Source organism: Spirosoma fluviale, from assembly GCF_900230225.1.
Lineage (GTDB): Bacteria > Bacteroidota > Bacteroidia > Cytophagales > Spirosomataceae > Spirosoma > Spirosoma fluviale.
Map to the genome: position 1 here is coordinate 376261 of NZ_OCNH01000001.1, position 22403 is coordinate 398663.

General features: G+C 51.8%; 15 protein-coding genes and 1 riboswitch. Of the genes, 8 read left to right on the forward strand and 7 right to left on the reverse strand.

The genetic code is table 11. The annotated features are described in order from the left end of the window. Window positions 1-191: 191 nt before the first annotated feature. The 7 genes from polA to CRO74_RS01635 all read left to right on the forward strand — a co-directional run bounded on the left by polA (window position 192) and on the right by CRO74_RS01635 (window position 9498). A complete protein-coding gene (gene polA, locus CRO74_RS01605; RefSeq protein ID WP_097124258.1) occupies window positions 192-3269 on the forward strand; it encodes a DNA polymerase I in 3078 nt (1025 codons plus the stop codon). Between the two features lie 10 nt (window positions 3270-3279). Next, window positions 3280-3696: an element excision factor XisH family protein gene (locus CRO74_RS01610; RefSeq protein ID WP_097124259.1), complete on the forward strand. Its 417-nt coding sequence runs from the start codon at window positions 3280-3282 to the stop codon at window positions 3694-3696. Then, the gene (locus CRO74_RS01615; protein ID WP_097124260.1) at window positions 3681-4022 is read left to right on the forward strand and encodes a XisI protein; all 342 of its coding nucleotides are present in this window, start codon (window positions 3681-3683) and stop codon (window positions 4020-4022) included. The genes CRO74_RS01610 and CRO74_RS01615 overlap by 16 nt, the downstream gene beginning before the upstream one ends. Before the next feature lie 227 nt (window positions 4023-4249). After that, window positions 4250-5992 (forward strand): serine hydrolase, encoded by a 1743-nt coding sequence (locus CRO74_RS01620; RefSeq protein ID WP_097124261.1) that lies wholly within the window; start codon window positions 4250-4252, stop codon window positions 5990-5992. Between the two features lie 357 nt (window positions 5993-6349). Then, window positions 6350-7549, forward strand: coding sequence for an MFS transporter (locus tag CRO74_RS01625; RefSeq protein ID WP_097124262.1), 1200 nt, complete (start codon window positions 6350-6352; stop codon window positions 7547-7549). Window positions 7550-7726: 177 nt separating this feature from the next. Then, a complete protein-coding gene (locus tag CRO74_RS01630) occupies window positions 7727-8692 on the forward strand; it encodes an SPFH domain-containing protein (RefSeq protein ID WP_097124263.1) in 966 nt (321 codons plus the stop codon). A gap of 77 nt (window positions 8693-8769) precedes the next feature. Then, window positions 8770-9498 (forward strand): universal stress protein, encoded by a 729-nt coding sequence (locus CRO74_RS01635; protein WP_097124264.1) that lies wholly within the window; start codon window positions 8770-8772, stop codon window positions 9496-9498. 185 nt (window positions 9499-9683) lie between these two features. Here CRO74_RS01635 and CRO74_RS01640 read toward each other — a convergent pair whose 3' ends face one another. The 5 genes from CRO74_RS01640 to CRO74_RS01660 all read right to left on the reverse strand — a co-directional run bounded on the left by CRO74_RS01640 (window position 9684) and on the right by CRO74_RS01660 (window position 18938). Continuing rightward, complete coding sequence (locus CRO74_RS01640) at window positions 9684-10559, reverse strand: DUF1684 domain-containing protein (RefSeq protein WP_097124265.1); 876 nt, start codon at window positions 10557-10559, stop codon at window positions 9684-9686. Window positions 10560-10592: 33 nt separating this feature from the next. Further along, entirely contained in the window at window positions 10593-12314 is a 1722-nt protein-coding gene (locus CRO74_RS01645) for a tetratricopeptide repeat protein (RefSeq protein WP_097124266.1), read from the reverse strand. Between the two features lie 6 nt (window positions 12315-12320). Further along, a complete protein-coding gene (locus CRO74_RS01650; protein WP_097124267.1) occupies window positions 12321-13781 on the reverse strand; it encodes a RagB/SusD family nutrient uptake outer membrane protein in 1461 nt (486 codons plus the stop codon). A gap of 35 nt (window positions 13782-13816) precedes the next feature. Then, the gene (locus tag CRO74_RS01655) at window positions 13817-17008 is read right to left on the reverse strand and encodes a SusC/RagA family TonB-linked outer membrane protein (RefSeq protein ID WP_245877728.1); all 3192 of its coding nucleotides are present in this window, start codon (window positions 17006-17008) and stop codon (window positions 13817-13819) included. Window positions 17009-17375: 367 nt separating this feature from the next. Beyond that, window positions 17376-17477, reverse strand: a riboswitch (SAM riboswitch). Window positions 17478-18305: 828 nt separating this feature from the next. Then, the gene (locus CRO74_RS01660) at window positions 18306-18938 is read right to left on the reverse strand and encodes a pyridoxamine 5'-phosphate oxidase family protein (RefSeq protein ID WP_097124269.1); all 633 of its coding nucleotides are present in this window, start codon (window positions 18936-18938) and stop codon (window positions 18306-18308) included. Between the two features lie 86 nt (window positions 18939-19024). Here CRO74_RS01660 and CRO74_RS01665 point away from each other — a divergent pair, with 86 nt between their 5' ends. Further along, window positions 19025-20599, forward strand: a complete 1575-nt coding sequence (locus CRO74_RS01665; protein ID WP_097124270.1) for an aminotransferase-like domain-containing protein — start codon at window positions 19025-19027, stop codon at window positions 20597-20599. On the opposite strand, the gene CRO74_RS01670 is transcribed toward CRO74_RS01665, so the two are convergent. Both CRO74_RS01670 and CRO74_RS01675 read right to left on the reverse strand, forming a co-directional pair. After that, on the reverse strand, window positions 20527-21282 hold the full coding sequence (locus tag CRO74_RS01670; protein ID WP_097125972.1) for a hypothetical protein: 756 nt from the start codon (window positions 21280-21282) through the stop codon (window positions 20527-20529). The genes CRO74_RS01665 and CRO74_RS01670 overlap by 73 nt on opposite strands. Window positions 21283-21520: 238 nt before the next feature. Beyond that, a complete protein-coding gene (locus CRO74_RS01675; RefSeq protein ID WP_097124271.1) occupies window positions 21521-22372 on the reverse strand; it encodes a bifunctional helix-turn-helix domain-containing protein/methylated-DNA--[protein]-cysteine S-methyltransferase in 852 nt (283 codons plus the stop codon). Window positions 22373-22403 lie beyond the last annotated feature (31 nt).

Consider the following 22403-nt stretch of genomic DNA (forward strand, 5'->3'; position numbering starts at 1 on the left):
TGCGACCTTTGCGCCTTTTGGCGTTTAAAACAGCCTGCCAGGCTACCGGTTCAGCCGGAATCAAAACCCTTGCCTAACTGTTCTGTTTACGTATAGCTTTGTGCATACCTCTTCTGAATTTGTCGGGCCAAAAGCGCGTGATTGTCCGTAAGACTTTCGACCTTTGAGCTATTGACAGCTACCTTTATAGAATGGCCAAACCAACCAAAAAACTGTTTTTATTAGACGCGCTGGCGCTTATCTACCGCGCTCATTTTGCTTTTAGTAAATCGCCCCGTATCTCATCGAGGGGCATCAATACATCGGCCGTGTTCGGGTTTATGAACGCCATGATCGAGGTGTTGACGAAAGAGAAGCCCACCCACATTGGCGTTGCCTTCGACTCGGCAAAGAAGACATTCCGGCACGAGTCGTTCCCGATGTATAAGGCCAATCGGCAGTCGCAGCCCGAAGATATTAGTGTGGCTATGCCGTACATCAAGCAGATTGTGGAGGCCATGCACATTCCCATGCTGATTCTGGATGGGTACGAAGCCGACGATATTATTGGAACGATCGCCAAAAAAGCTGCTCTGGCTGATTTTGAGGTCTATATGATGACGCCCGACAAAGATTACGGGCAATTGGTGGAAGAGCATATTCATATTTATAAGCCCGCTTTCATGGGCAAACCCGCCGAAAAACTGGGCGTGAAAGAGGTTCTGGAACGCTGGAATATTGAGCGCATCGACCAGGTGACGGATATGCTCGGGTTAATGGGCGATTCAGTCGATAACATTCCGGGTATTCCCGGCATTGGCGAAAAAACGGCGCAGAAACTCGTTGCCGACTTTGGATCGGTCGAAAACCTTATTGCCCGCGCCGATGAGCTGAAAGGAAAACTTAAGGAAAACGTTGTCAATTTCGCCCAGCAGGGCCTGTTGTCGAAAGAGCTGGCCACCATTCATCTGGATGTGCCGGTGCCTTTCGATGAAGAACACCTGCGCCACACCGAATACGACAAACCCCGGTTAGCCGCCTTGCTGGACGAACTGGAGTTTCGGCAGATGAAGACTCGTTTGCTGGGTGGTACGTACGACGAAAAACCGTTGCCATCGGCGTTCCAGGCCCCCGGTTCCGCCCAGATGAATCTATTCGATTCGCCGGGTGGCGACACGCCAGCATTCCTGCCGTTTCCGAATATGGGGGCGTCCAATCCATCCGGGGCCAGTGATCTGCCGTTTGATTTCGGGAATGAGACGACTCCGGCAGCCGCACCCACTGAGAAGCCCAAAGGCAAACGTACCGCCGTTAAAGTGCCGGTTGCCTCGGGTTCTGAAGCAACCCCAACGGGTGTGACCGATACCATCACGACAGATGACAAGCCGGGTTCGGAGGTGAGCGAAACGAACGGAACACCCGCTTACCTGGATGTCTATCCCGACTACGAAATCGACGAGAATCAGCCCGAACGGCGCAAGACGATACTATCCGTCAAGCACGACTATCGGTTGGTGGATACGCCCGAACTCCGGGCCAGTCTGGTTCATTATATGAGCCTTCAGGAGAGCCTTTGCTTCGATTCGGAAACGACCGCCATCGACCCCGTTGAGGCCGATCTGGTTGGCCTGTCCTTCGCGTACCGAACGGGCGAAGCGTTCTACGTGCCCGTTCCCGCCGACCGAGAAGAGGCTCAAGCCATTGTTGACCAGTTCAAGCCTGTTTTCGAGAATCCAGCCATCGAAAAAATCGGGCAGAACCTGAAATACGACCTGCTGATGCTAAAAAAGTACGGCGTGGAGGTTCAGGGCAAACTGTTCGACACCATGATTGCCCATTACCTGATTGAGCCCGAAATGCGCCACAATATGGACATGATGGCCATGACCTACCTGAACTACAGCCCGGTCGAGATTGAAGCCCTGATTGGCAAAAAAGGGAAAGGGCAGTTGACCATGCGTGATGTGGACATTCAGAAAGTGGTCGATTATGCGGGTGAAGATGCCGACATTACCCTGCAACTGAAACACGCCTTTGCTCCCCGGCTCGAAAAAGACAACCTGCACAAACTCTTCGATCAGGTAGAAATGCCCCTCGTTCAGGTGCTGACGGATCTGGAACTTGAAGGGATTAAGATCGATACCAACGCGCTGGCTGAACTCTCCGCCACGCTGGAAGTGGATATGCGGCAGGTGCAGCAGGAGATTTTCGAGATTGCCGGTGAGACGTTCAATATCGGCTCGCCGAAGCAGTTGGGCGAAGTGCTGTTCGACCGGCTCAAGCTCGATAAGAACGCTAAAAAGACCAAAACCGGGCAGTATGCCACGGGCGAGGAGATTCTGTCGAAGCTGGAAGTCGAACATGAAATAGCCCGGAAAATTCTCGATTACCGGGAGTTGATCAAGTTAAAGAACACGTACGTCGATGCGCTGCCGCTGCTGATCAGCAAGCGCACCGGCCGGATTCATACGTCCTTCAACCAAGCCGTTGCGGCCACCGGGCGATTGTCGTCAACAAACCCGAACCTGCAAAACATTCCGATTCGGACGCCACGCGGACAGGAAATCCGCAAGGCTTTCGTACCACGCGGGCCGGAGTTCGTGATCATGTCGGCCGATTATTCGCAAATCGAATTGCGCATCATGGCGGCTTTCAGTGGTGACCAAACCATGCTGGACGCGTTCAATAATGGCGTCGATATTCACACCCAAACGGCCAGCAAGGTATTCCACGTGGGTCTGGACGAAGTAACCACCGACATGCGCCGGAAGGCCAAAACCATCAATTTTGGCATCATTTACGGCATCTCGTCCTTTGGTCTGGCGCAGCGGCTCAAGATTCCACGCAAGGAAGCGGGGCAGATCATCGAAGAGTATTTCGCCGGTTTCCCGGCCGTAAAAGGCTATATCGATCAGTGCATCGAAAAAGCGCGCGGCTTTGGCTATGCCGAAACGATTCTGGGTCGGCGTCGGTATTTGCGTGACATCAATTCCCGCAACCAGACTGACCGGATGTTCGCCGAGCGCAACGCCGTAAATGCCCCCATTCAGGGAAGTGCCGCCGACATGCTCAAGATTGCCATGATTCAGATTCACGAGTTCATGCAGTCCGAGCGGTTAAAGTCAAAAATGATCCTGACTGTACATGACGAACTCGTCTTCGACGCCCACCGCGATGAAATCGACCTGCTCCGCGTGCGTGTCGATGAGATCATGAAAAATGCCATCCCGATGGGCGTGAAGATGGAAACCGGCATCGGCACCGGCGAAAACTGGTTGCTGGCGCACTGATAAGAGCAATATGGCAAGAGATATTTTTCACCCCGTAGTTCGTGAGGTTCTTCTGAATGACGGCTGGGTAATCACGCACGATCCATATTTTATTAATGCTATGGATCGGAACTATGAGGTTGATTTAGCGGCCGAACAACTTGTTGGCGCTCAGAAGGGCTTAGATAAAATAGCTGTAGAGGTGAAGAGTTTTCTGTCACCGTCATTCACGTATGAATTTCATACTATACTAGGGCAGTACCTCAATTATCACACATTTATGGGTATTCAGGAGCCAGATAGGGTCCTTTATCTCGCTGTGCCTCGTGGAATTTACGATACGTTCTTTACAGATGCCGCAACACAACTAATATTGACTAAATTTGGTATGAATGTACTTGTGTATGATGTTGAAGCTAAACTTATCGAGCAATGGATAAAAAAATAGCCACATACGCGACTATTCTGACTGAATGTCTTGACACATTCGTGAACCGCCGGAATAGGGGCAGCGAAATCGAGTATGAGCTAATCGCTGATGATAAGCATCGTCATTATCAAGTGATTCGAACGGGATGGCGCAAAGATGTATTTGAGTATAACGTTGTATTTCATTTTCACATTAAGCCAACAGGTAAAGTTTGGCTTCTGGTCAACAATACCGATATTTTGGTGACCGACGACCTGATTGAACGTGGTATTCCTGCATCTGATATTGTTATCGGTTTTCTGCCCGAGTTCATGCGGACTTACTCCGGGTTTGCGGTAGCTTAGAAATGTATTAATATGGTTCAAGCTGGCGCGGGCATTGGCCCGTGCCTTCTCATATAAGCGAGCATTCGCTCGCCCAACACAAACCCCATCCTGACGCTACTACTCAGGATGGGGTTTTTTCGGCCACTTATCCGGGCTATAAACCGACAAATCATTTTTCGTAAGGCTAAGGAATAGAAAGTGGTAATCTTGGCGGACAATCACCTATCACTTTCCCATCTTCTCTTATGAAAAAAGTACGTGTCCTTCACCGGCTTAGCCTATGGGTGGTCGTTTCGCTGCTGCTAACGGGCGCGGCCTTCGCCCAAACCAAATCCGCCAAAATTGATGCTCTTATTCAGCAATACGTGGCCAATCGGCAGTTCAACGGTTCGGTGCTGGTGGCCGATAAAGGGCAGGTGATTTTCAAGAAAGGCTACGGCCTGGCCAATATGGAATGGAATATCCCGAATGCGCCGGATACCAAGTTTCGGCTGGGTTCCATTACCAAGCAGTTTACGGCCATGCTCATCATGCAGCTGGTGGAAAAAAAGAAGCTCAGTTTAACCGGAAAAATAACCGATTACCTGCCCGACTATCCAAAAGCAACGGGCGATAAAATCACGATTCACCACCTGCTTACCCATACCTCGGGCATCCCAAACTATACCAACTTTCCGAAGTTCTTCGAGACACTCAGCCGCGACCCGGTTACGCCCGAATCCTTCACAAAGGAGTTTTCTGGCAAGCCGCTGGACTTCGAACCGGGGACTAAATTCTCCTACAGCAATTCCGGGTATTTCCTGCTGGGGACCATCATTGAGAAAGTGACGGGGAAATCGTATGCCGATGTGCTGACCGAGAACATCCTAAAACCCGCTCAGATGGCCAATACGGGTTATGATCTGTTCAGTCCAATTCTACCCAAACGGGCAACGGGTTATGAAAAGAAGGGGAGCACTTACGTAAACTCTCCTTACCTCGATATGTCAATTCCGTATGCGGCCGGTTCCATGTACTCGACGGTCGAGGATTTGTACCGCTGGGATCAGGTGCTGTACACAGATAAACTACTATCGGCTAGCGGAAAAGCGACCATGTACACCCCGTTCATTGATGGATATGCCTACGGATGGGGCGTTGGCAAATCAAAGGTTGGTCAGGTAAAAGACAGTCTGGCCATACTAGAGCATGGTGGCGGAATCAACGGCTTCAATACCATTATCAGCCGCTTACCGAAGGATAAGCAACTGGTTGTTTTACTGAACAATACCGGCGGGGCTCCCCTCAACGACATTCGCAAAAACATCCTGCGAATCTTATATGACCAGCCGGTTGAAGCCCCTAAAATGCCTATTGCTGACCTGCTTCGCCAATCGGTGCTGAGCGACCCGCTGGAGAAAACGAAGCAGAAGTTCACAGCCTGGAAGGCCGACAAAGCTTATTCGGTGAATGAAAACGAGATCAATGCGCTGGGGTACGAATTGATGCGGGAAGGTAAAGACAAAGAAGCATTAGCAGTTTTCAACCTAAATACCGATGCCTTTCCCGAATCGTATAATGTCTATGACAGCCGGGGTGAGATCTACATGAAAATGGCCAATAAAGCTGCCGCTATACAGGACTACAAGCGGTCGGTGGCGCTCAACCCGCGTAATACTAATGGGTTTGCTATGTTGAAGGAATTAGGCGAGACAGTCGAAGTACCCAAACAGGAAGGGGTGGTTGTTGACAAAGCCACGCTGGAGTCCTACGTTGGCGACTACCAGTTGGCACCGGGTTTTTCCATTGTCATTACCCGCGAAGGCGATAAACTGTACGGGCAAGCTACCGGACAGGGGCGGTTTGAGCTGTTCCCCGAGTCCAAAACCAAGTTTTACCTCAAAGTCGTTGAGGCTCAGGTGTCGTTTGTAAGTAACGACAAGGGCGAAGTAGAGCAACTTATCCTGCACCAGAACGGGCAGAATATGCCCGGTAAGCGACTTCGGTGATTGTTTAGTTAATTGAATAATTCTAAGGTAACGGTGGATGCTATTTAATATTAATAGTACCCGCCGTTATTTTTTTTGTTATCAATAATGAGTTTAGCCTGGTTCTCCACCACTATTTTTTTTGCCAATTTAAACGTTTAAACATGGCGTGTAACCAACGGGTGCGTGTTGCCAGGCTAATGATGGGCTATAAATTGTACCGGCTGGCTAATAAATTAGAACATTTATAGAACAGGGAACATTTTTGCACTTTTTCTATTTGCATGATAGAGTAAGCCACGCTAGTTAGTGACTTACGGTGAACCACTATTAATGTAAACCTATAAGGTTTCAAAAACTTTATAGGTTTGTCTGCAAATGAAAAAAAGTCTGTTACCTCTTGCCATTGGGGGCTTCGGTATCGGCATGACCGAGTTCGTCATCATGGGCATATTGCCCGATGTTGCCAGTTCCCTCCAAATCTCCATTCCTGTTGCTGGTCACCTCATCTCGTCCTATGCGCTGGGTGTCGTGCTGGGTGCTCCACTGCTGGTGGGCATTGCCGGGAATTATCCGCCTAAGAAAATTCTGCTGGGCCTGATGGCCCTGTTTACGTTTTGTAATGCACTGTCGTCGTTTGCGCCTAATTACGAAATCATGATGATTACCCGGCTGTTGTCGGGCTTGCCGCATGGCGCGTTCTTTGGCGTTGGGGCTGTGGTGGCTAGTCGGTTGGCCGGTAAAGGAAAAGAGGCTCAGGCCATTTCCATGATGTTTGCCGGACTTACCGTTGCCAACATCATTGGCGTCCCGCTGGGCACCTACATTGGTCATACCATGAGCTGGCGGATAACATTTATTATCATCGCCGTGGTGGGTCTGGCCACCATGTTCTGCATTCAGAAACTGTTGCCGGTAATGCCGGTGGTGGGGGAGTCCAGTCTACGAAAAGATCTGAAATTATTTACGCGGGTAGAACCCTGGCTTATTCTGGGTATTACGGCCATCGGTACGGGTGGTTTGTTCGCCTGGTTCAGCTATATCGCCCCGCTGCTGACCGAAGTCGCTCATTTTGGGAGCAACCAGATTACGTGGATACTCATTCTGGCAGGTTTAGGTATGGCAACCGGTAACCTGATTTCTGGCCGTACCGCCGATCTGATCTCGCCTAGTAAGGCAACCGCCTTGTTTTTACTACTTATGACGGTAAGTCTGATCGGCGTTTATTTTGTGGCTGAGTATCAAATACCGCTATTGATTATGACCTTCATTACCGGGGCTATTGCGTTCTCGCTGGGGGCGCCCATCCAGATTCTAATGATTCGGGCGGCCAACGGCTCCGAAATGCTGGCTTCGTCGGTAAGTCAGGCCGGGTTTAACATGGGCAACGCGTTGGGTGCTTACCTGGGCGGATTGCCCATTGCCGCTGGTCTGGGTTATGCCTCGCCCGAGTGGGTGGGTGCAGCACTGGCATTTGCCGGTTTTCTGCTGGCTATGGTCGTCTACTTCCGGCAGCGAGAAAAAGGCGTCAAAGATCCCGAAGAAGTTTCCAGCTACGAACTGGTGGCTGGGCATTAGGAGAGTTAGTGGAGTAGTGGAATGAGTGAAGTGGGTGGAGTAAGTGAAGTAAGTTCAGCTCATTTCACCTACTCCACTAACTCCACCACATACCACTTTAACAATTTATTACCTTCCTTATCAACGGATTCCGTACTTTACGCGGAATCCGTTTTTTGTTACAAACCAATTGACCTTATGAATTTTTTATTACTGCTCTTGGGGCTAGCGATAGTCCTTATCTTTCTCTCGGTTGTCATTGTCCAACAGGGTACAGTTGCCGTCATCACGGTATTTGGTAAGTACGCCCGCGTTCTCCGGCCGGGGCTAAACTTCAAGATTCCCTTCATCGAAGTTATTTACCGACGGATTTCGATTCAGAACCGCTCCGTCGAACTGGCGTTTCAGGCCATCACGGCCGATCAGGCCAATGTCAATTTCAAAGCCATGCTGGTGTATTCGGTGCTGAATCAGGAAGAAGAGACCGTTAAAAATGTGGCGTTCAAGTTCATCGACGAAGCCTCCTTCATGCAGGCATTGATTCGAACCATCGAAGGGTCTATTCGTAGCTTTGTAGCCACCAAACGACAGTCCGAAATCCTGGCTCTCCGCTCCGAAATCATCGAACACGTCAAATCACAACTCGATACGCTGCTCGAAAGCTGGGGCTATCACCTTACCGATTTGCAACTTAACGACATCGCTTTCGATGAGGTCATTATGCGCTCGATGGCGCAGGTGGTGGCGTCGTCGAACCTGAAAGCGGCTGCCGAAAACGAAGGCCAGGCGCTGCTAATCACCAAAACTAAAGCTGCCGAAGCCGAAGGAAACGCCATTCAGATTTCGGCCGAAGCCGAGAAAAAAGCGTCGCAGCTGCGCGGGCAGGGCGTGGCGTTGTTCCGGGAGGAAGTCGCCAAGGGTATGGCTGAATCGGCCAAGGTTATGAACGAAGCCAAGCTGGATGCTTCGCTGATTCTGTTCTCCATCTGGACCGAAGCGATCAAGCATTTTGCCGAGAACGGGCAGGGAAATATTATTTTCCTCGATGGCTCGACCGATGGCATGGATAAAACGATGAAGCAATTACTGGCTGTTCAAACACTGAACAGCAGCATCGAGTCGAGCGGTATAATTACCCCGCCACCGATATCCGGTAAACGGTAGGTGAGTAAAATTCGAAAAAATATTGGGAACGTTACGACTTTCATTTGTTGATTCTATCAAACCTGATTCACGCACAAATGACAAACCTGCTTTTTCCTACCGATTTTTCGAATTATACATCAGCCGCTTTAGATTGGGTTCGCCTGTTTGCCCGTAAAACGGGGGCTACCGTCACGCTGTTGCATATGTACCAGCCCATGTTGCCCGATACCACGCTGCCAACCGTTGGCGATCCGGGTCTGGGCGTAATGGCATCCATGGAAATTGAGAATATTAGCCGGAAGCGGCTCGATGAACTTGCCACCCAGCTTCAGGCCGAGGGGTTATCTGTAACGGTTGAATGGCGTATTGGTGCAGTCGACGATGGCATACTGGATGTGGCCCGCGAACGCTCTGCCGATCTGATCATCATGGGGCGCAGCGACCTGAGCACGTTCTTCGACCGTTTGGCAGGTAGTGCCGTGACGGATGTTGCCGATGAAGCCGTCTGTCCGGTGCTGATTGTACCCACCACGCCCGAAGGGCAGTCCATTCGTCCGGCGCAGGTGCATACCATCGCGTATGCCATGCAGGCGCAAACGACACAATCCATCGTAACGGCCCAGACAGAATCGCTGGTCGATGCGTTCGATGCGAAGCTGGAAGTGCTGACGGAAGACAAACTCGAACACACCCACGCCGACCTGATCGTTATGCAGCTATCGCCCAAGGCCGGTTTTCTGGACAATCTGTTTCACCCGAATCACACGACGGCCCTGATTACGAAGTCCGATGTGCCCGTGCTGGTGTATCACGAGAAGAAGTAGCCTTCGTTGTTTAGCGATAGCGACTAAGGATAATTTCAAAACAGTAAGAACCCAAATCCATTGTCTGGATTTGGGTTCTTACTGTTTATACGATTGATTTCTTGCCTCAAAAAACCATTGTTCACGTTGGTTTATTTAAACTATTGCTCTTAAAGCTTGAGAGTCGGTGTGTTCCGATTGCCCGGTTAATGATCGCCGTACCGCTTTTCACCCGCCGGGATGGCTACTGCCAGTCGGTTGTCTTTGGGGGGCGTGGGGCAGGTAGCGTAGGGCGTGAACGCACAGGGTGGATTGGTAGCTTTATTGAAATCAAGGTAGGTATACCCTTCTGCATCAGGGCCGGGAGCATCTAAAAACCGGCCACCGCCATAGGTATCGTGCTTATTGGTCTGATCGGCAAAAACGAAGTGCAGATGCTTGAGGGTTCCGGTCGCGTCGAGCCCATATTCTTTCCCATTTACCGTAAACAGCAACCGCCCCGGCGACTCCTGATCACTTACCCGCCCCGTTATATCGGTAATCGAAATTTTTTTGCCCGGCGTTGGGACAAACTTCGCTTTCAGGCGCCAGTTGGTACTGATCGGATAGGTGTCGATCCCCTTAAACTCTTTTACTGAGGGACTTTCCAGATCACGGAGCCGGATGGCATATTTGTCGCCCCGCTGAATCACGAACCACCGCAGCGACTTGTGTCGCAGTACGATCGGTTTAGTGGTGTACGGGAAGATGTCGAGTTTCGTAACTAGCGTATCGCCTTCGAAAACCTGAGCATCGGGCGTGGTTTCGACCGTTACCCGGCCGTTTTTCAGGACAATTTTACCCAGTTGCGCATTGCTGTGGTCGGCCGGGAACACAATGATATTTTTATCACTCCCGCCAAAGGTATTGACCCCTTCGTTCAGCCAGAACAAACCGGCCAGATTCAGCCAGCCATCTTCTTTTTTCAGGGCTTCTTCGCGTTGCTGGTGCCATTGCCGGATTTCCTCTTCGTACGATAGATCGGTTGTGAAGGCCAGCAGCAGGAGTGGCAGTAAGAGCAGCCAGTTGGTTTGTTTTTTCATGGTTAAAAGCGATTTGAGTTGATAAATAATTGATTATAAAGGAAATAGCGACTGGTCGCCAAACGCTGCCGTGTGCTTCAGATGGGTAGCATATTCGTTGGCTTTGGCACTGTCGCCGTTTTGGTTATGGACTTTGTAAAGCCCCCAGTAAGCGTTGGCCGAGTTGGGGTGCCGTTCCAATAGTTGCGTGTACGCAGTAATGGCTTTGTCATACTGCTTTGCTTTCAGATGTACTTCGGCCAGGCTGATCAAAACGGGGCGGGCATAGGAGGGGGGCTCACTATACCCTAGGTCATCTTCTTTCTTTCTGGCATTCTCCAGCAAAGCAACAGCCTCTTTGTATTTATTCTCAGCGCTTTTGATAACACCCTGTAACTCCCGCGAGGCCACATTCAGGTCGTTGAGCCGACGAACGGTAATCACGTCGGTGGGCGTGAGCTGGTTCGCGTTGCGCCAGAGCGATGCATCGAGGGCATCGGCAAATCGACGGGCTTCGTCGAGCCGGTTATTTTTTGCCGCATCCATGCCCGATGCAAAATAATACAACCCGTCTTTGTAGGCCATCGCTTTGGTGGAGTAGAGGCTGTCTTTGTCGAGTTTGATGGCTGCCAACCGGTCGGCGGCTTTCCGGTAAAAGCCGAAGCACAGTTCCATTTTAGCGGGCGCAATAATGCCCTGGTAGAAAAAACGCCCCTCGTATTTCTGCTTCCGCTCTTTGGTGGCGGGCATATTTTTCAATTTCTCCGCGTAATGGAGCGCCGTTGCATAACGCCCGTCTTCGGCGCAGTTGGCCAGCAGGTAATTGATGTTGTGGATGTAGTTCCAGGCATCAACCTCGGGGATGTGCTGGGTTTTCATGTAGGCCGAATCTGCCGCCAGCGAAGCGGCAAAGGCATCGTACGCCATTTTGTAATCGCCTATTTTGTAATAAATGTGGCCCGGCATGTGGACCATATGGCCCGATGCGGGGGCTAGTTTCGGCAACAGGACGGCACTTTCAACGGCCTGCTCGGCGCAGCAGTTTTCCATCAGGTGTATCCAGTAATGGTGAACGGCCGCGTTGTTGGGATGCGTTTTCAGTAAATCGCGGAGTAGGTATTCGGCGTAGAGCTGCCCCTCTCTCGGGTTCATGTCCGTGTCGTAGCCACCCATTTTACTCAGGGCCAGAAACAGCTTCGCATCCACATCGTCGGGGTATTTGTGAACAATGATCTCCAGCTTTTTCTGGTATTCCCGTTTGCCATTTTCTGCGTCGGTATCGCGGGCCAGAATCCCGTCGGCATAAAGTTTTTCGTGTTCCGATGCCGACCCTTTCAGGGCTTTGAGTTTGTTGACGGCCAGCTTTTTGTCGGCGGTAAAGTCGGTGCCTTCAATGGCTCCAATGGCGCTGTACAGGCCCCAGTAGGGCATAATGGCCGTGGAGTCGTGCCGGATGGCTTCTTTAAAGGCGCGGTAGGCTTCGAAATCCCAGAAACAATGCAGCAGCGCAACCCCCTGGCTATAGAAAAATTGCGTCTGCTGCGATTTGGTACTTATTTTCAGGTCTGACGTGCCAATGCCGCTCAGCCGTTCCGGGGCGGGCAGATTGTGTACGAATACCGTCTCTTTGCGGTAATCCTGAATATGAGCCAGGTGGCTATGGTTGAGGTCGTGGCTGTCTCCGTCGTGTACATCGTGCTGGTGCTCGGCCTGGCGAACCCGCTGGCCTACAGCTCCGTATGTGAGCAGACAGAAGAGGAGAAGATAAACGTTCATAAAGAGTTAGCTCAGCAGTAATTTGTTGGTTGTAATCTCTATGTTGGGCAGGGGCAAGATGTAGTTGCTCTGCGAGGGCAGCACCGCCGGAGCACTGTTCGAACTGCTCGACTTAGCCGGAAGCGGCAACAGATTCCTGAGTAAATCGTTGGAACGAAACCCTTCACCCAGCAACTCGATCCGCCGTTCTTTCAGAATGGTGTTGACCAGCGCATCCTGCGTGCCAACGGCATTGGCCGGAAACACATAGCTGGCATCGGAGCGATTCCGGACGGCTTTCAGCAGGTTGGTCGCCGTGGTCAGATCGCCGGTTCGGGCTGCGGCTTCGGCGTAGTTAAGCAGCACTTCCGAATAGCGAATGATAGGCAGATAATCCAGGAAAGGCGAGGGTTTGCTGTATTTGGTCAGAAACTGCACTCCCGATGCCGTACGGGCAAAGCTTCGCCGGGCATCCGTCGATTTCCACTCGGTATCGCCCCAGATGCCGCTCGGATTCAGGTTGTACTCGGCATTGGCGTTAAAAACGTAGGGGAACGACGACTGGCCGGTCACGTTATCCGTTTCGGTCATGGGTACCGACAAAATGGACTCCGTGCTGGTGTAGTTCGTGGTGAAAATCTCGACGATATTCTGGAGTCTGTGCGTAACCCCCGTAGCCGCCGAATACGGGGCGCTGGCCGACACAATTTTCTTTGCTTCTTCAATGACCTTGGGCCAGTTGCCGCTGTTCAGGTAAACGCGCGTTTTGAGGGCAATGGCGGTGTTTCGGTGCGCCCTGGTGGTATTGAGCAGGGCCGTCGAGTAGGTAAGCGGCAGGTCGGCTTCGGCTTCATCCAGGTCTTTCAGAATCTGGGCGTAGACTTCGGCTACCGAGCTGCGTTTCAGATCGTTGTTGGCCGTAGTTGTCTCGGCCTGTAACCGCAGGGGCAAACCGGGCGAGGTGCCTTTGTTCTCGTTGTGCGGCCGGGCGTAGAGTGTTACCAGGCTGTAATAGCTCAGCGCCCGCAGGAATTTGGCTTCGGCGGTGTACTGCTTACCGAGGGTGGCACTTATACGAGTTGGATTGTCGGCAATCCCTTTTATAAGGATATTGGCGTTGTTAATCGCCGTATACCCCGCCGACCAGAAAGCCGCGACAAAGTTTGAGCCTGCATTTAACGTCTGGTTCCAGGCTTCGTAGGCCGTAAACGTATTGCTGGTGCGGTTAATGAATTCTTCGCCACGGGCTTCCTGATAAATGAGGTAGTTGCCGCCGTAAAAACTTCCGCTTTTAACGGATTTGTAAATGCCGTTCACCAGCCCCAGAATCCGATCGGGGGTATCGAAGGCATTGGCACCACTGATAGCTGTGGCCGGAACAGGATTGAGTAGCTCCGAGTCGTTGCAGGCCGTGATTGACAAGAGTAGTCCGATGCTTAGGAAGCTGCCGAAGCGACGAATTTGCGGAATGGTTATGTATGTTTTCATACTGATCAGTAATTGGCGTGAGCAGTGGCTGTTGTTTAAAATCCTACGTTAAGACCAAAGGTGAAGGTGCGTGCCTGACCAATGGAATTCTTCTCCACGCCGGGCGTGGTGTTGGAATTTCCATTCGATGACGATTCCGGATCGGCCCCTTTGTAAGGAGTCAGCAGAAACAGGTTTGACCCCTGCGCATACACCCGTACCGAACTGATACCCACTTTATTCAGCAGTGTAGCTGGCAGGCGGTAGCCGATAGCCGCGTTCTGCAAGCGCAGGAAATCACCTTTCTGGGCGTTGGTCGATACCGGAAACGACGAACCCGTTGAGGTCTGGTCGTTATACACCAGCCGGGGCACATCGGTAATGTCGCCGGGTTTCTGCCAGCGCGTGAGGACCTCGGTCGAGTTGTTGTACGCCCGCTGGTCGAGGAGTGTGGCGCGGGTTCCGTTCATGATCAGGTTACCGCCCGAAAACGTCAGGTTGAGGTTCGCGTCGAAGTTCTTGTACTTGACCGTATTGGAGAAGCCGCCGTACCACTTGGGCAGTGCATTGCCAATCAGGTAGTAATCGGCCCCGGTAATGGCCGCTGCTGTCCGGCCGTCCAGGTACGTCCACTGGCTTTCGCCCGGTGCCACCACCTGACTGTACTGAACCTGTTCGCCCTTGCCGTTGATGAAAATGCGACGGCCATTGTCGGGGTTGACGCCCGCCGTTTTCGCCCCGTACAAACTCCCCACGGAATAGCCTACGCGGGTGATGTTGGTGGTTTCGTAGGCCACCATCGTTGTCCCAATAATGTCTGTATTGCCCTCCGACAGGGCCGTTACCTTGTTGCGGAGGTTGGTATAATTGAACCCCGCGCTCCAGGAGAAATCCCCTTTGCGGATGATAGTTCCGGTAATGCCCAACTCAATGCCCCGGTTGTACATAGCCCCCACGTTGCCCAGTATGGCATTGCCCGGTATGCCTTTCGAAACGGCTTGCGGAGCGCTCAGAATAAGTCCGTTGACATTATTGTTAAAGAACGTGATGTCGGCCTGAACCCGGTCGTTGAAAAAGCCCAGATCCGCCCCGATGTTGGTCTGATCGCTGGTTTCCCAACCCAGATTCGGGTTGCCCGCCTGCGATATGGCCCAGGTAGCTACGTTACCGTACAGGGAGCCGCTATACAGTTCCTGCGAGTTAAAGGCATTGGCCAGATTGCCATTACCTACCCGGCCCCAACTGGCGCGTAGTTTGACGTTGCTGAGTGTAGAAGCCAGCCGGGAGTTCTTGTAGAACCCTTCTTCAGACAAGGCCCAGCCGCCGGAAACACCCCCGAAGTTGCCGTATTTCTTATCCGTTCCCAGTGCCGAATTACCATCCCGACGGAAGTTGACAGTCAGAAAATACCGCTTGTTGAAATCGTAGGTCAGCCGGGAAAAGACCGACAGATAAGCCCGTTCGCTGATGTCGTTGCCGGAAGGTGCAATAACCCCCCAGTTACCCTGATAATCTTGAAAGAACGGATCGGACGTCTGGGTTCGGGTGGCGCCCCATGCCGAATTGTCGAATTTCTGAACGTCGTACCCGGCCAGCAGCGATACCGCATGTTTACCGCCAAATGTCTCGTTATAGGTGAGCGTGCTCGCCCAGTCCCAGTTATCGCGCAGGGCCGTTACATTCGTGACGGCCCCCCGGCTCGAAAAGCCATTTCCCTGAAGGGGGCTGTCGAAACTGACGTTGTCGGTCCGGAGCCGGTCGATGGAGTAGGTTGTCGTGAAGTCCAGCCCTTTCAGCAGCTTTGCCGTGGCCCCCAGACTACCGATAATGCGGTCATTGACGGACGAATACCGGTTCAGGTCGAGCAGTGCCACCGGGTTGCCGAAGTTACTGACAAACTGGTTGTTACCGACGCCAATCGTATTCGGGCTGGCCGGGTTGATGTTGTAACTGCCATCGGCATTATAAGCCGCCACGTTAGGCGGGAGGGCAATGGCCAGTCGCGCGGCCGAGACGAGCAGAAAGGTGGTGTTGGGCGTCGAGCCGGAATACGGCGACAGGTTGTTGCTCGTATTGTACGAAATACTGCCTCTCAGTTTCAGCCAGCTCGTTACTTCCTGGTCGATGTTGAAACGGGCGGCTTTCCGGGCAAACTCATTGCCTTTCAGGATGCCGTTTTGTTTGGTGTAATTGGCCGAGAAGTAATAGGTGGTTGTGGGTGTGCCACCCGATACGCTGATGTTATGACTTTGCGATACCCCCGTTCGGTAGATGTAATCGTACCAGCGCGTATCCACCGGCGACCCATCGGCGTTGTAGTTCGGGAAGAACAGCGCCGAGGCAACATTGTCATTCCAGGCATTACCACCCAGAATTTTGGCGTTCAGCACAGCTTCGTTCTTGATCGCGATGAACTGTTCGGCGTTTAGGAGTTCCGGTAACCGCACCGCGTCGGAAACCCCCGCCCAGGTTTCGTAGGTGATGCGGGGCTTGCCCGCTTTTCCGCGTTTGGTGGTAATGAGCAATACACCGGCCGCTGCTCTGGACCCGTAAATGGACGTCGAAGCGGCATCTTTCAGTACATCGATCGACTCAATATCCGCCGGATTTATATCGCCCAGTGGGTTATTGGGTACGGCCGTACTCGCCGATACGTTGCCGGTGTTGATGGGAATACCGTCGACAACGACCAGCGGGTATGAACTCAGCGAAATGGAATTTACCCCCCGGATTCGGATAACAGGTGGGTTGTTGAGTACCCCATTCGGCTGGGCAATATTGACCCCGGCCGCCCGGCCCTGCAACGCCTGATCGAAGCTCTGAACGGGTTGTTCCTTAATGGCATCGCCATTGACCCGCACCGCCGAACCCGTAAACTCCGCTTTCGTCTGTGTGCCGTACCCGACCACCATCACCTCGCTGAGCAGTTTGGTATCGGCACTCAGGTCGATGTTGATGACGGATCGGTTCTGCACAGGCTGCTCGATGGAGGTGTAGCCGATGAACGAGAAAATAAGCGTGGCACCCGGCGAAACGGCTAGCTTGAACTTGCCGTCCTGATCAGACGTGGTACCCGCATTGGAGCCTTTGACCACGACCGATACGCCCGGTAATGTTTCGCCCGTTTGTTTGTCCTTGATAGTGCCCGAAACCGTCTGGCCCTGTGCATAGACGCGACCCGTTAGAAGCAGGGTAATGAATAGCAAGCCCATTGGTTTGAATAACCGACGTAAAATTCTGTTTAGCATGGTTGTATATTGTTTAGTAGATGGTTGATCAGGCATCCCACTTATTTATGGCAGATTCATCGCCAAAGCCATGGTTCAGTCTACTAGCTATTGGCTAACGTTTTACCATATACGTCATAAGTGGTAATTCCGTCTTTGGGGAAAAATTATTAATTAACTTATCCTATAGAATATATAGAATAATAGATTGAACCATAGGTTAAAACCACAAAGCCCTATGAAGTGACCGTTATGTCAAATCGTATGGATACCTTCCGTTAGCGACAACAACGGGTAGTTCGGACTTGCGTATGCAGACAGTTCTGTCTGAAATCGGGACAGTGTAACGAAGTATGAGTCATCATGGTAGTCCGCCGGGGCGGTTGTAAATTTATAGTTCCTAGTTAAAATTAGGCAGGTTAGCACTAACGCCGACTGGCAAGTTGCTAAGGGTTCGGTGAGCCTGTCTCTCCCCCTTTCTTTATAAATCCACAGCTACTTTGCAGCCGGGCTGCCGGAGCAGTAGTAAGTGTAAGATGCTGTAAAGGTAAAGCGGCTGTTTTTACATTTCCAAACTTGTTCTATGAATTTGATAGGAAAAAGAAATTTGATAAATTAAAGACAATAATTACTGAAATTAATCTAATAAAAAGACGCCTATTAACTATATATCCCTATAGACTAAACTGTAAATATCTAACAGTCAGCCGGTTAATTTTAGCTTAATGTCTCTTAAAGTAACCGCTTTGCGCTGGCGTTTGACGAACTACCTGCAACCACTGACCTGACGAGGAGTTCAATGCACTGGTCAGCGAGAAGGCGGTTATTCAGCAGGCTTAACAAAACAAACTATATTAATATATTGAACAGTGCTGATATTTAATTAGCTTTTCCCCCGAATTTACGCAGCATTATAAGGGCAAAAGTGACGATAAATCGCCCACGACGACGCCTGAAACTAGCTTCATTTTGCTGACCAACGCTTTATTTTAACGTGAATAATAGGGTTAAGTGTGGGGTTAACCCCAGGATGCATACACTTCTTTTTCTTACAGAACAGCCCTGTCAGGGGCGACTTATCAATAGAAAAGTGAGGGGAGTTCCGTTTAAAGCGCCGTAGGTGCGACCTGATCAGGTCTTTTAAGGTTGCACCTACGGCGCTTCAGATAAGTCCGAAGCCATATCAACTAATAACAGGCTGCCCTGACAGGGCTAATTGGCTTATGGCAACGCTGTATATACTCGCTTCAATCTGACACCAGCCACCGAACAGGTATTGAAGAGCTTGATTGCCAAATGGTATATCCCATTATTCACGTTATTTTGGACCAGACAGATAAGCCGGTAACGGAACGTCTTTATCACCTTCTTTGGGTATGGGCGTCAGCCGAACTGTTTGCAACGGAATGACACCCGCCCAGGTAGGTAAGTGCTCATCTTCGGGATCGTCGCCGGGGCCGCCGGTTCGTACTTTGGCCGAGGATTCGGCCAGCGAAAATGCCAACACGGTGGTTTTTCGCATTTCGCTGTCCGTCGTTGGGCGCAGGTCGTCCCAGCGGTTGGGTATGAGGTGATCGGTAATCAGGGCCAGAGCTTCCATGCGTTCGGCTTCGTCGGTTACTTTTTCGGCTGAGGCAAAAATGACGACCGAACGATAATTGACCGAGTGGTGAAACGCCGACTTTGCCAGCACTAGCCCATCGGCCAGCATCACCGAAATACAGACCGGATTTCCCTGCTCGATAGACCGGATAAAATGACTGCCCACCGACCCGTGAATGTAGAGCTTATCGCCCTTCCGGGCAAAGGCAGTTGGAATGGCCATCGGTTGCCCATCCAGTACGTAACTGACCGTGCAAAAAAGGGCTTCATCCAGGATGGGATGGATGGTTTCGGCGTCGTAATGGGCGCGTTTCGCTAAACGGCTGGGGGTAGTGCGAGTGGTTTGCATTGGAATACTTGCTTTTGATGCACCAAATGTCTTGTTTTATCGGTCTATGCAAATCGTCCGGTTTGGATAAATCAGCTAGTCCGGTTATGGTCCCCTTTAAGTCATTAATTCAGGTTGACAAGACATTGTCTACGCCCGTTTTTGTTCAGCTGAGTAACCAGCTTGGTCACCTCATCCGGCAGGGAACACTCGCGCCGGGGCAACGGCTGCCAGGTACCCGCCAACTTGCTGAACTACTGGAGCTGAATCGGCAAACCATCGTGTCGGCCTACGAAGAAGGACTGGCGCAGGGATGGCTCGAAAGTCGGTCGGGCAGCGGAACCTATGTCGCCGATCATTTTCCGGATATAAAACCGCAGGGATTAGAGGTCACAAGTGCTGGTCAATCAGCAATAAATAGCCTGTCCAGCGGAAGCAGGCCCGCGAATGAGCAGCCGGGTTACGCGTTTGAATCGGTGGATTTTCTGGTCCGGCCGGTATTGACGAATCAGGCCGGGTTGCGCCTGGACGATGGTTTTCCGGATATTCGACTGGCTCCGATGGAGGAACTGAGCCGGGCGTATCGGTCGTATTTTCGGTGGGGCAACCCCCAGCAACATTTTGGCTACAGCGACACCAAAGGCCACTCGTTACTCCGGGAGCAGTTGTCGACTTACCTGAATGAAACCCGTGGCCTGCAAACTACGCCGGACAATGTGTTGATTACCCGAGGGAGTATCATGGGCCTTCATCTGGCCAGTCAGGTTCTGTTGCGACCGGGCGACGTAGTTGTGGTGGGCGAAACAACCTGGGCGGGGGCTACCATGAACTTTAGAAAAACGGGCGCAACGGTGCTGACCGTACCCGTCGACCAGTATGGGTTGCAGGTGGATGCGCTGGAGGCAATTTGCCAGACGCAGCGCATCCGGATGGTGTTCGTGACGCCCCACCATCATTACCCTACCACCGTAACCCTCCGCGCCGACCGGCGTATCAAACTGCTGCAACTGGCTGAACAATATGGTTTTGCTATCCTGGAAGATGATTACGATTATGATTTTCACTACCTCAGCCGCCCCATTCTGCCCCTCGCCAGCGCCGACCGGCGAGGGATGGTCGTTTACGTCGGATCGCTGACAAAATCTGTGGCACCTGCGTTTCGGGTGGGGTACGTGGTGGCTCCTGTAGCCCTGATCGACGAACTGGCCCGCCACCGGCGCATCATTGACCGGCAGGGCGACCCGATGCTCGAATTTGCCATTGGGCAGCTGTTCAAAACGGGAGATATGAAACGACATTTCCGCAAGACGCTGCGAGCTTACCACGCCCGACGCGATCACTTCTGCGACCTGCTGGCGAGTGAATTACCTGGCGTTATTCAATTCAATAAACCCGACGGCGGACTGGCGGTCTGGGCTTCTTTCGATCCGGCAATTGATATGGAGTTGCTGGCCCAACGGGCGGGGCACAATGGACTGTATCTGTCAAATGGCTTATTTCATAACCCACCCGGACAGCGGCTTAACAGCACCCGCCTGGGCTTTGCGTCGAGTTCAGAAGAGGAGCTGGAACGGAGTGTGGCAGTGCTGAAAAAGGTGATACAACAGGCTTATCTGGTTAGCCCACCCAGTAATGCAGAGACTACCCAGAAACCGAGTAATAAAAGTAACGAGCGTAAATAGACCCGACCCCGTTCACGCCGGGTCATTAGCCTCCAGGGCTTGATGACCTTATCGAAAGCGCGGCTCAACAGCAGGAAGCTGCCGAGGAATATACCACCTCCCAAAAGGCCCGCCAGGAACGCCAGGGCTCCGTTACTGGCGCAAGCCAGTGTACAGGCTAGTGCAACTGCGTAAGAACTCAGTAGAATACCCAGCAGGAACAGCAGTATAAACCCAATCCGCTTACCGGTCTGATCTTTAATAGGTTGTTCCTGTACCGAAATTGGGGCCTCATAAAAGGCCGGGTTAGTTGCTTTTAGGTTCGGCGATGGCACTAATGTATCGGACCGCACTTCTATTCGCCGATTGCCCCAGGCTGTTTGGCTAAACGTTGGCTGTTGTAAGTTGGTAGCCCAAAAGCCGCCTAGCAGGGTAAATAGCAGATAATTGGTCATAAACGCTCCGAAAAGCCAACGTCTGCTAACCCAATACGATTGCCTGGCGATGCGAGCCGATTGTGTTTGTATGAATAATGCCCCTGCGGCAAGTACCAAAATCAACAGAATCAAATAGCCTGCGGACCAGCTTTCCAGCAAATTCATACCCAGCAGCAGTCCATTGGCTGCGTTACTGACTTCGCAGAGAATAAGTAATGCAATCGCTGCTCGACTGTGTTGGCTGGCCCAACGGGAAAGGTTTTTCATAAAAAACTTAGGTGGGATAAGACGGATAGTCATCCGTTCATTCTGTCAAGTTTATTGTAAAAAATGACAGTAGCAAGTATTATTGATTTGCCTGCTTCCAGACCTTGTATTCGCCTGGCATACAGCGGGTGCAGAGCCGATACAGGTCCTTATTGTATTATAGAGATACATAGAGGAGAACAGTAATAAAAATCTCTGTGAATCTCTGTTTTCTCCGTGCATCTCTGTGACAAAAACCCTAAGGCTCAACTCGCGCTGCTTCCCAGCCGAGCATGGCCTGTTTGCGCTCAACACCCCAGCGGTACCCCCCAAAGAGCCCTGTCTTTTTGATAACCCGGTGGCACGGAATCAGGTACCCCACAGGGTTCGACCCGATAGCGGTACCCACGGCCCGCGAGGCCGTGGGCTGACCAATGGCATGGGCAATCTGGTCGTAACTCGCCAGGCCACCTTCGGGTATTTTCAGCAGTGCTTCCCACACCTTGAGCTGAAAAGCAGAGCCGCGCATCAGCACCGACAGGACAGGCTTACTGCCTTCGTGTTCAACAGCAATTGGGTTGAAAATCTGATCGGTCAGTGGTTGCAGGGTAACGGGGTCAGGCCGGAGTGAAGCTTCGGGCCAGGCGGTTGTTAAAATGATTTCGGGGACGTCGCCCTCGTTCAGGAAGTGAAGCAGCGCTATTTTGTCGTTTATAGCCCCTAATAAATACGTCCCGAACGGACTGGCAAAAATGCCGTAGGTGAGCACCAAGCCCGAACCGCCCTGTTTGAACTGTCCCGGCGTGATGCCTTCAATGGTCACGAACAAATCGTGCAGCCGACCGGTACCGGACAGCCCGGCGGCATCCGCAGCATCGGCCAGGGGCGCGCCGTTCCGCAGTCTGGATTTGGCGTGTTCGAGGGTCAGGTACTGGCTGAATTTTTTGGGACTCACCCCCGCCCATTCCGTAAAAAGCCGCTGAAAGTGAAACTCGCTCAGGTTGGCTTTTTCGGCCAGTTCGCCCAGCGACGGCTGTTCCCGGTAATGGGTGGTCAGGTGCTCGATGGCGCGGGCAATTTGCTGGTACGTGTGCGGATTATTTGTGTTCATTGTCGTTGTTGTTCTGGTTGTGATGTCGATG

Excerpts from the sequence above, each read along its gene's own strand:
- CRO74_RS01620 (WP_097124261.1), top strand. The coding sequence starts at position 4,250 with ATGAAAAAAGTACGTGTCCTTCACCGGCTTAGCCTATGGGTGGTCGTT.
- CRO74_RS01635 (WP_097124264.1), top strand. The coding sequence starts at position 8,770 with ATGACAAACCTGCTTTTTCCTACCGATTTTTCGAATTATACATCAGCC.
- CRO74_RS01660 (WP_097124269.1), bottom strand. The coding sequence starts at position 18,938 with ATGCAAACCACTCGCACTACCCCCAGCCGTTTAGCGAAACGCGCCCAT.
- CRO74_RS01630 (WP_097124263.1), top strand. The coding sequence starts at position 7,727 with ATGAATTTTTTATTACTGCTCTTGGGGCTAGCGATAGTCCTTATCTTT.
- CRO74_RS01625 (WP_097124262.1), top strand. The coding sequence starts at position 6,350 with ATGAAAAAAAGTCTGTTACCTCTTGCCATTGGGGGCTTCGGTATCGGC.
- CRO74_RS01645 (WP_097124266.1), bottom strand. The coding sequence starts at position 12,314 with ATGAACGTTTATCTTCTCCTCTTCTGTCTGCTCACATACGGAGCTGTA.
- CRO74_RS01640 (WP_097124265.1), bottom strand. The coding sequence starts at position 10,559 with ATGAAAAAACAAACCAACTGGCTGCTCTTACTGCCACTCCTGCTGCTG.
- polA (WP_097124258.1), top strand. The coding sequence starts at position 192 with ATGGCCAAACCAACCAAAAAACTGTTTTTATTAGACGCGCTGGCGCTT.
- CRO74_RS01610 (WP_097124259.1), top strand. The coding sequence starts at position 3,280 with ATGGCAAGAGATATTTTTCACCCCGTAGTTCGTGAGGTTCTTCTGAAT.
- CRO74_RS01650 (WP_097124267.1), bottom strand. The coding sequence starts at position 13,781 with ATGAAAACATACATAACCATTCCGCAAATTCGTCGCTTCGGCAGCTTC.
- CRO74_RS01675 (WP_097124271.1), bottom strand. The coding sequence starts at position 22,372 with ATGAACACAAATAATCCGCACACGTACCAGCAAATTGCCCGCGCCATC.
- CRO74_RS01655 (WP_245877728.1), bottom strand. The coding sequence starts at position 17,008 with ATGCTAAACAGAATTTTACGTCGGTTATTCAAACCAATGGGCTTGCTA.
- CRO74_RS01670 (WP_097125972.1), bottom strand. The coding sequence starts at position 21,282 with ATGAAAAACCTTTCCCGTTGGGCCAGCCAACACAGTCGAGCAGCGATT.
- CRO74_RS01665 (WP_097124270.1), top strand. The coding sequence starts at position 19,025 with ATGGTCCCCTTTAAGTCATTAATTCAGGTTGACAAGACATTGTCTACG.
- CRO74_RS01615 (WP_097124260.1), top strand. The coding sequence starts at position 3,681 with ATGGATAAAAAAATAGCCACATACGCGACTATTCTGACTGAATGTCTT.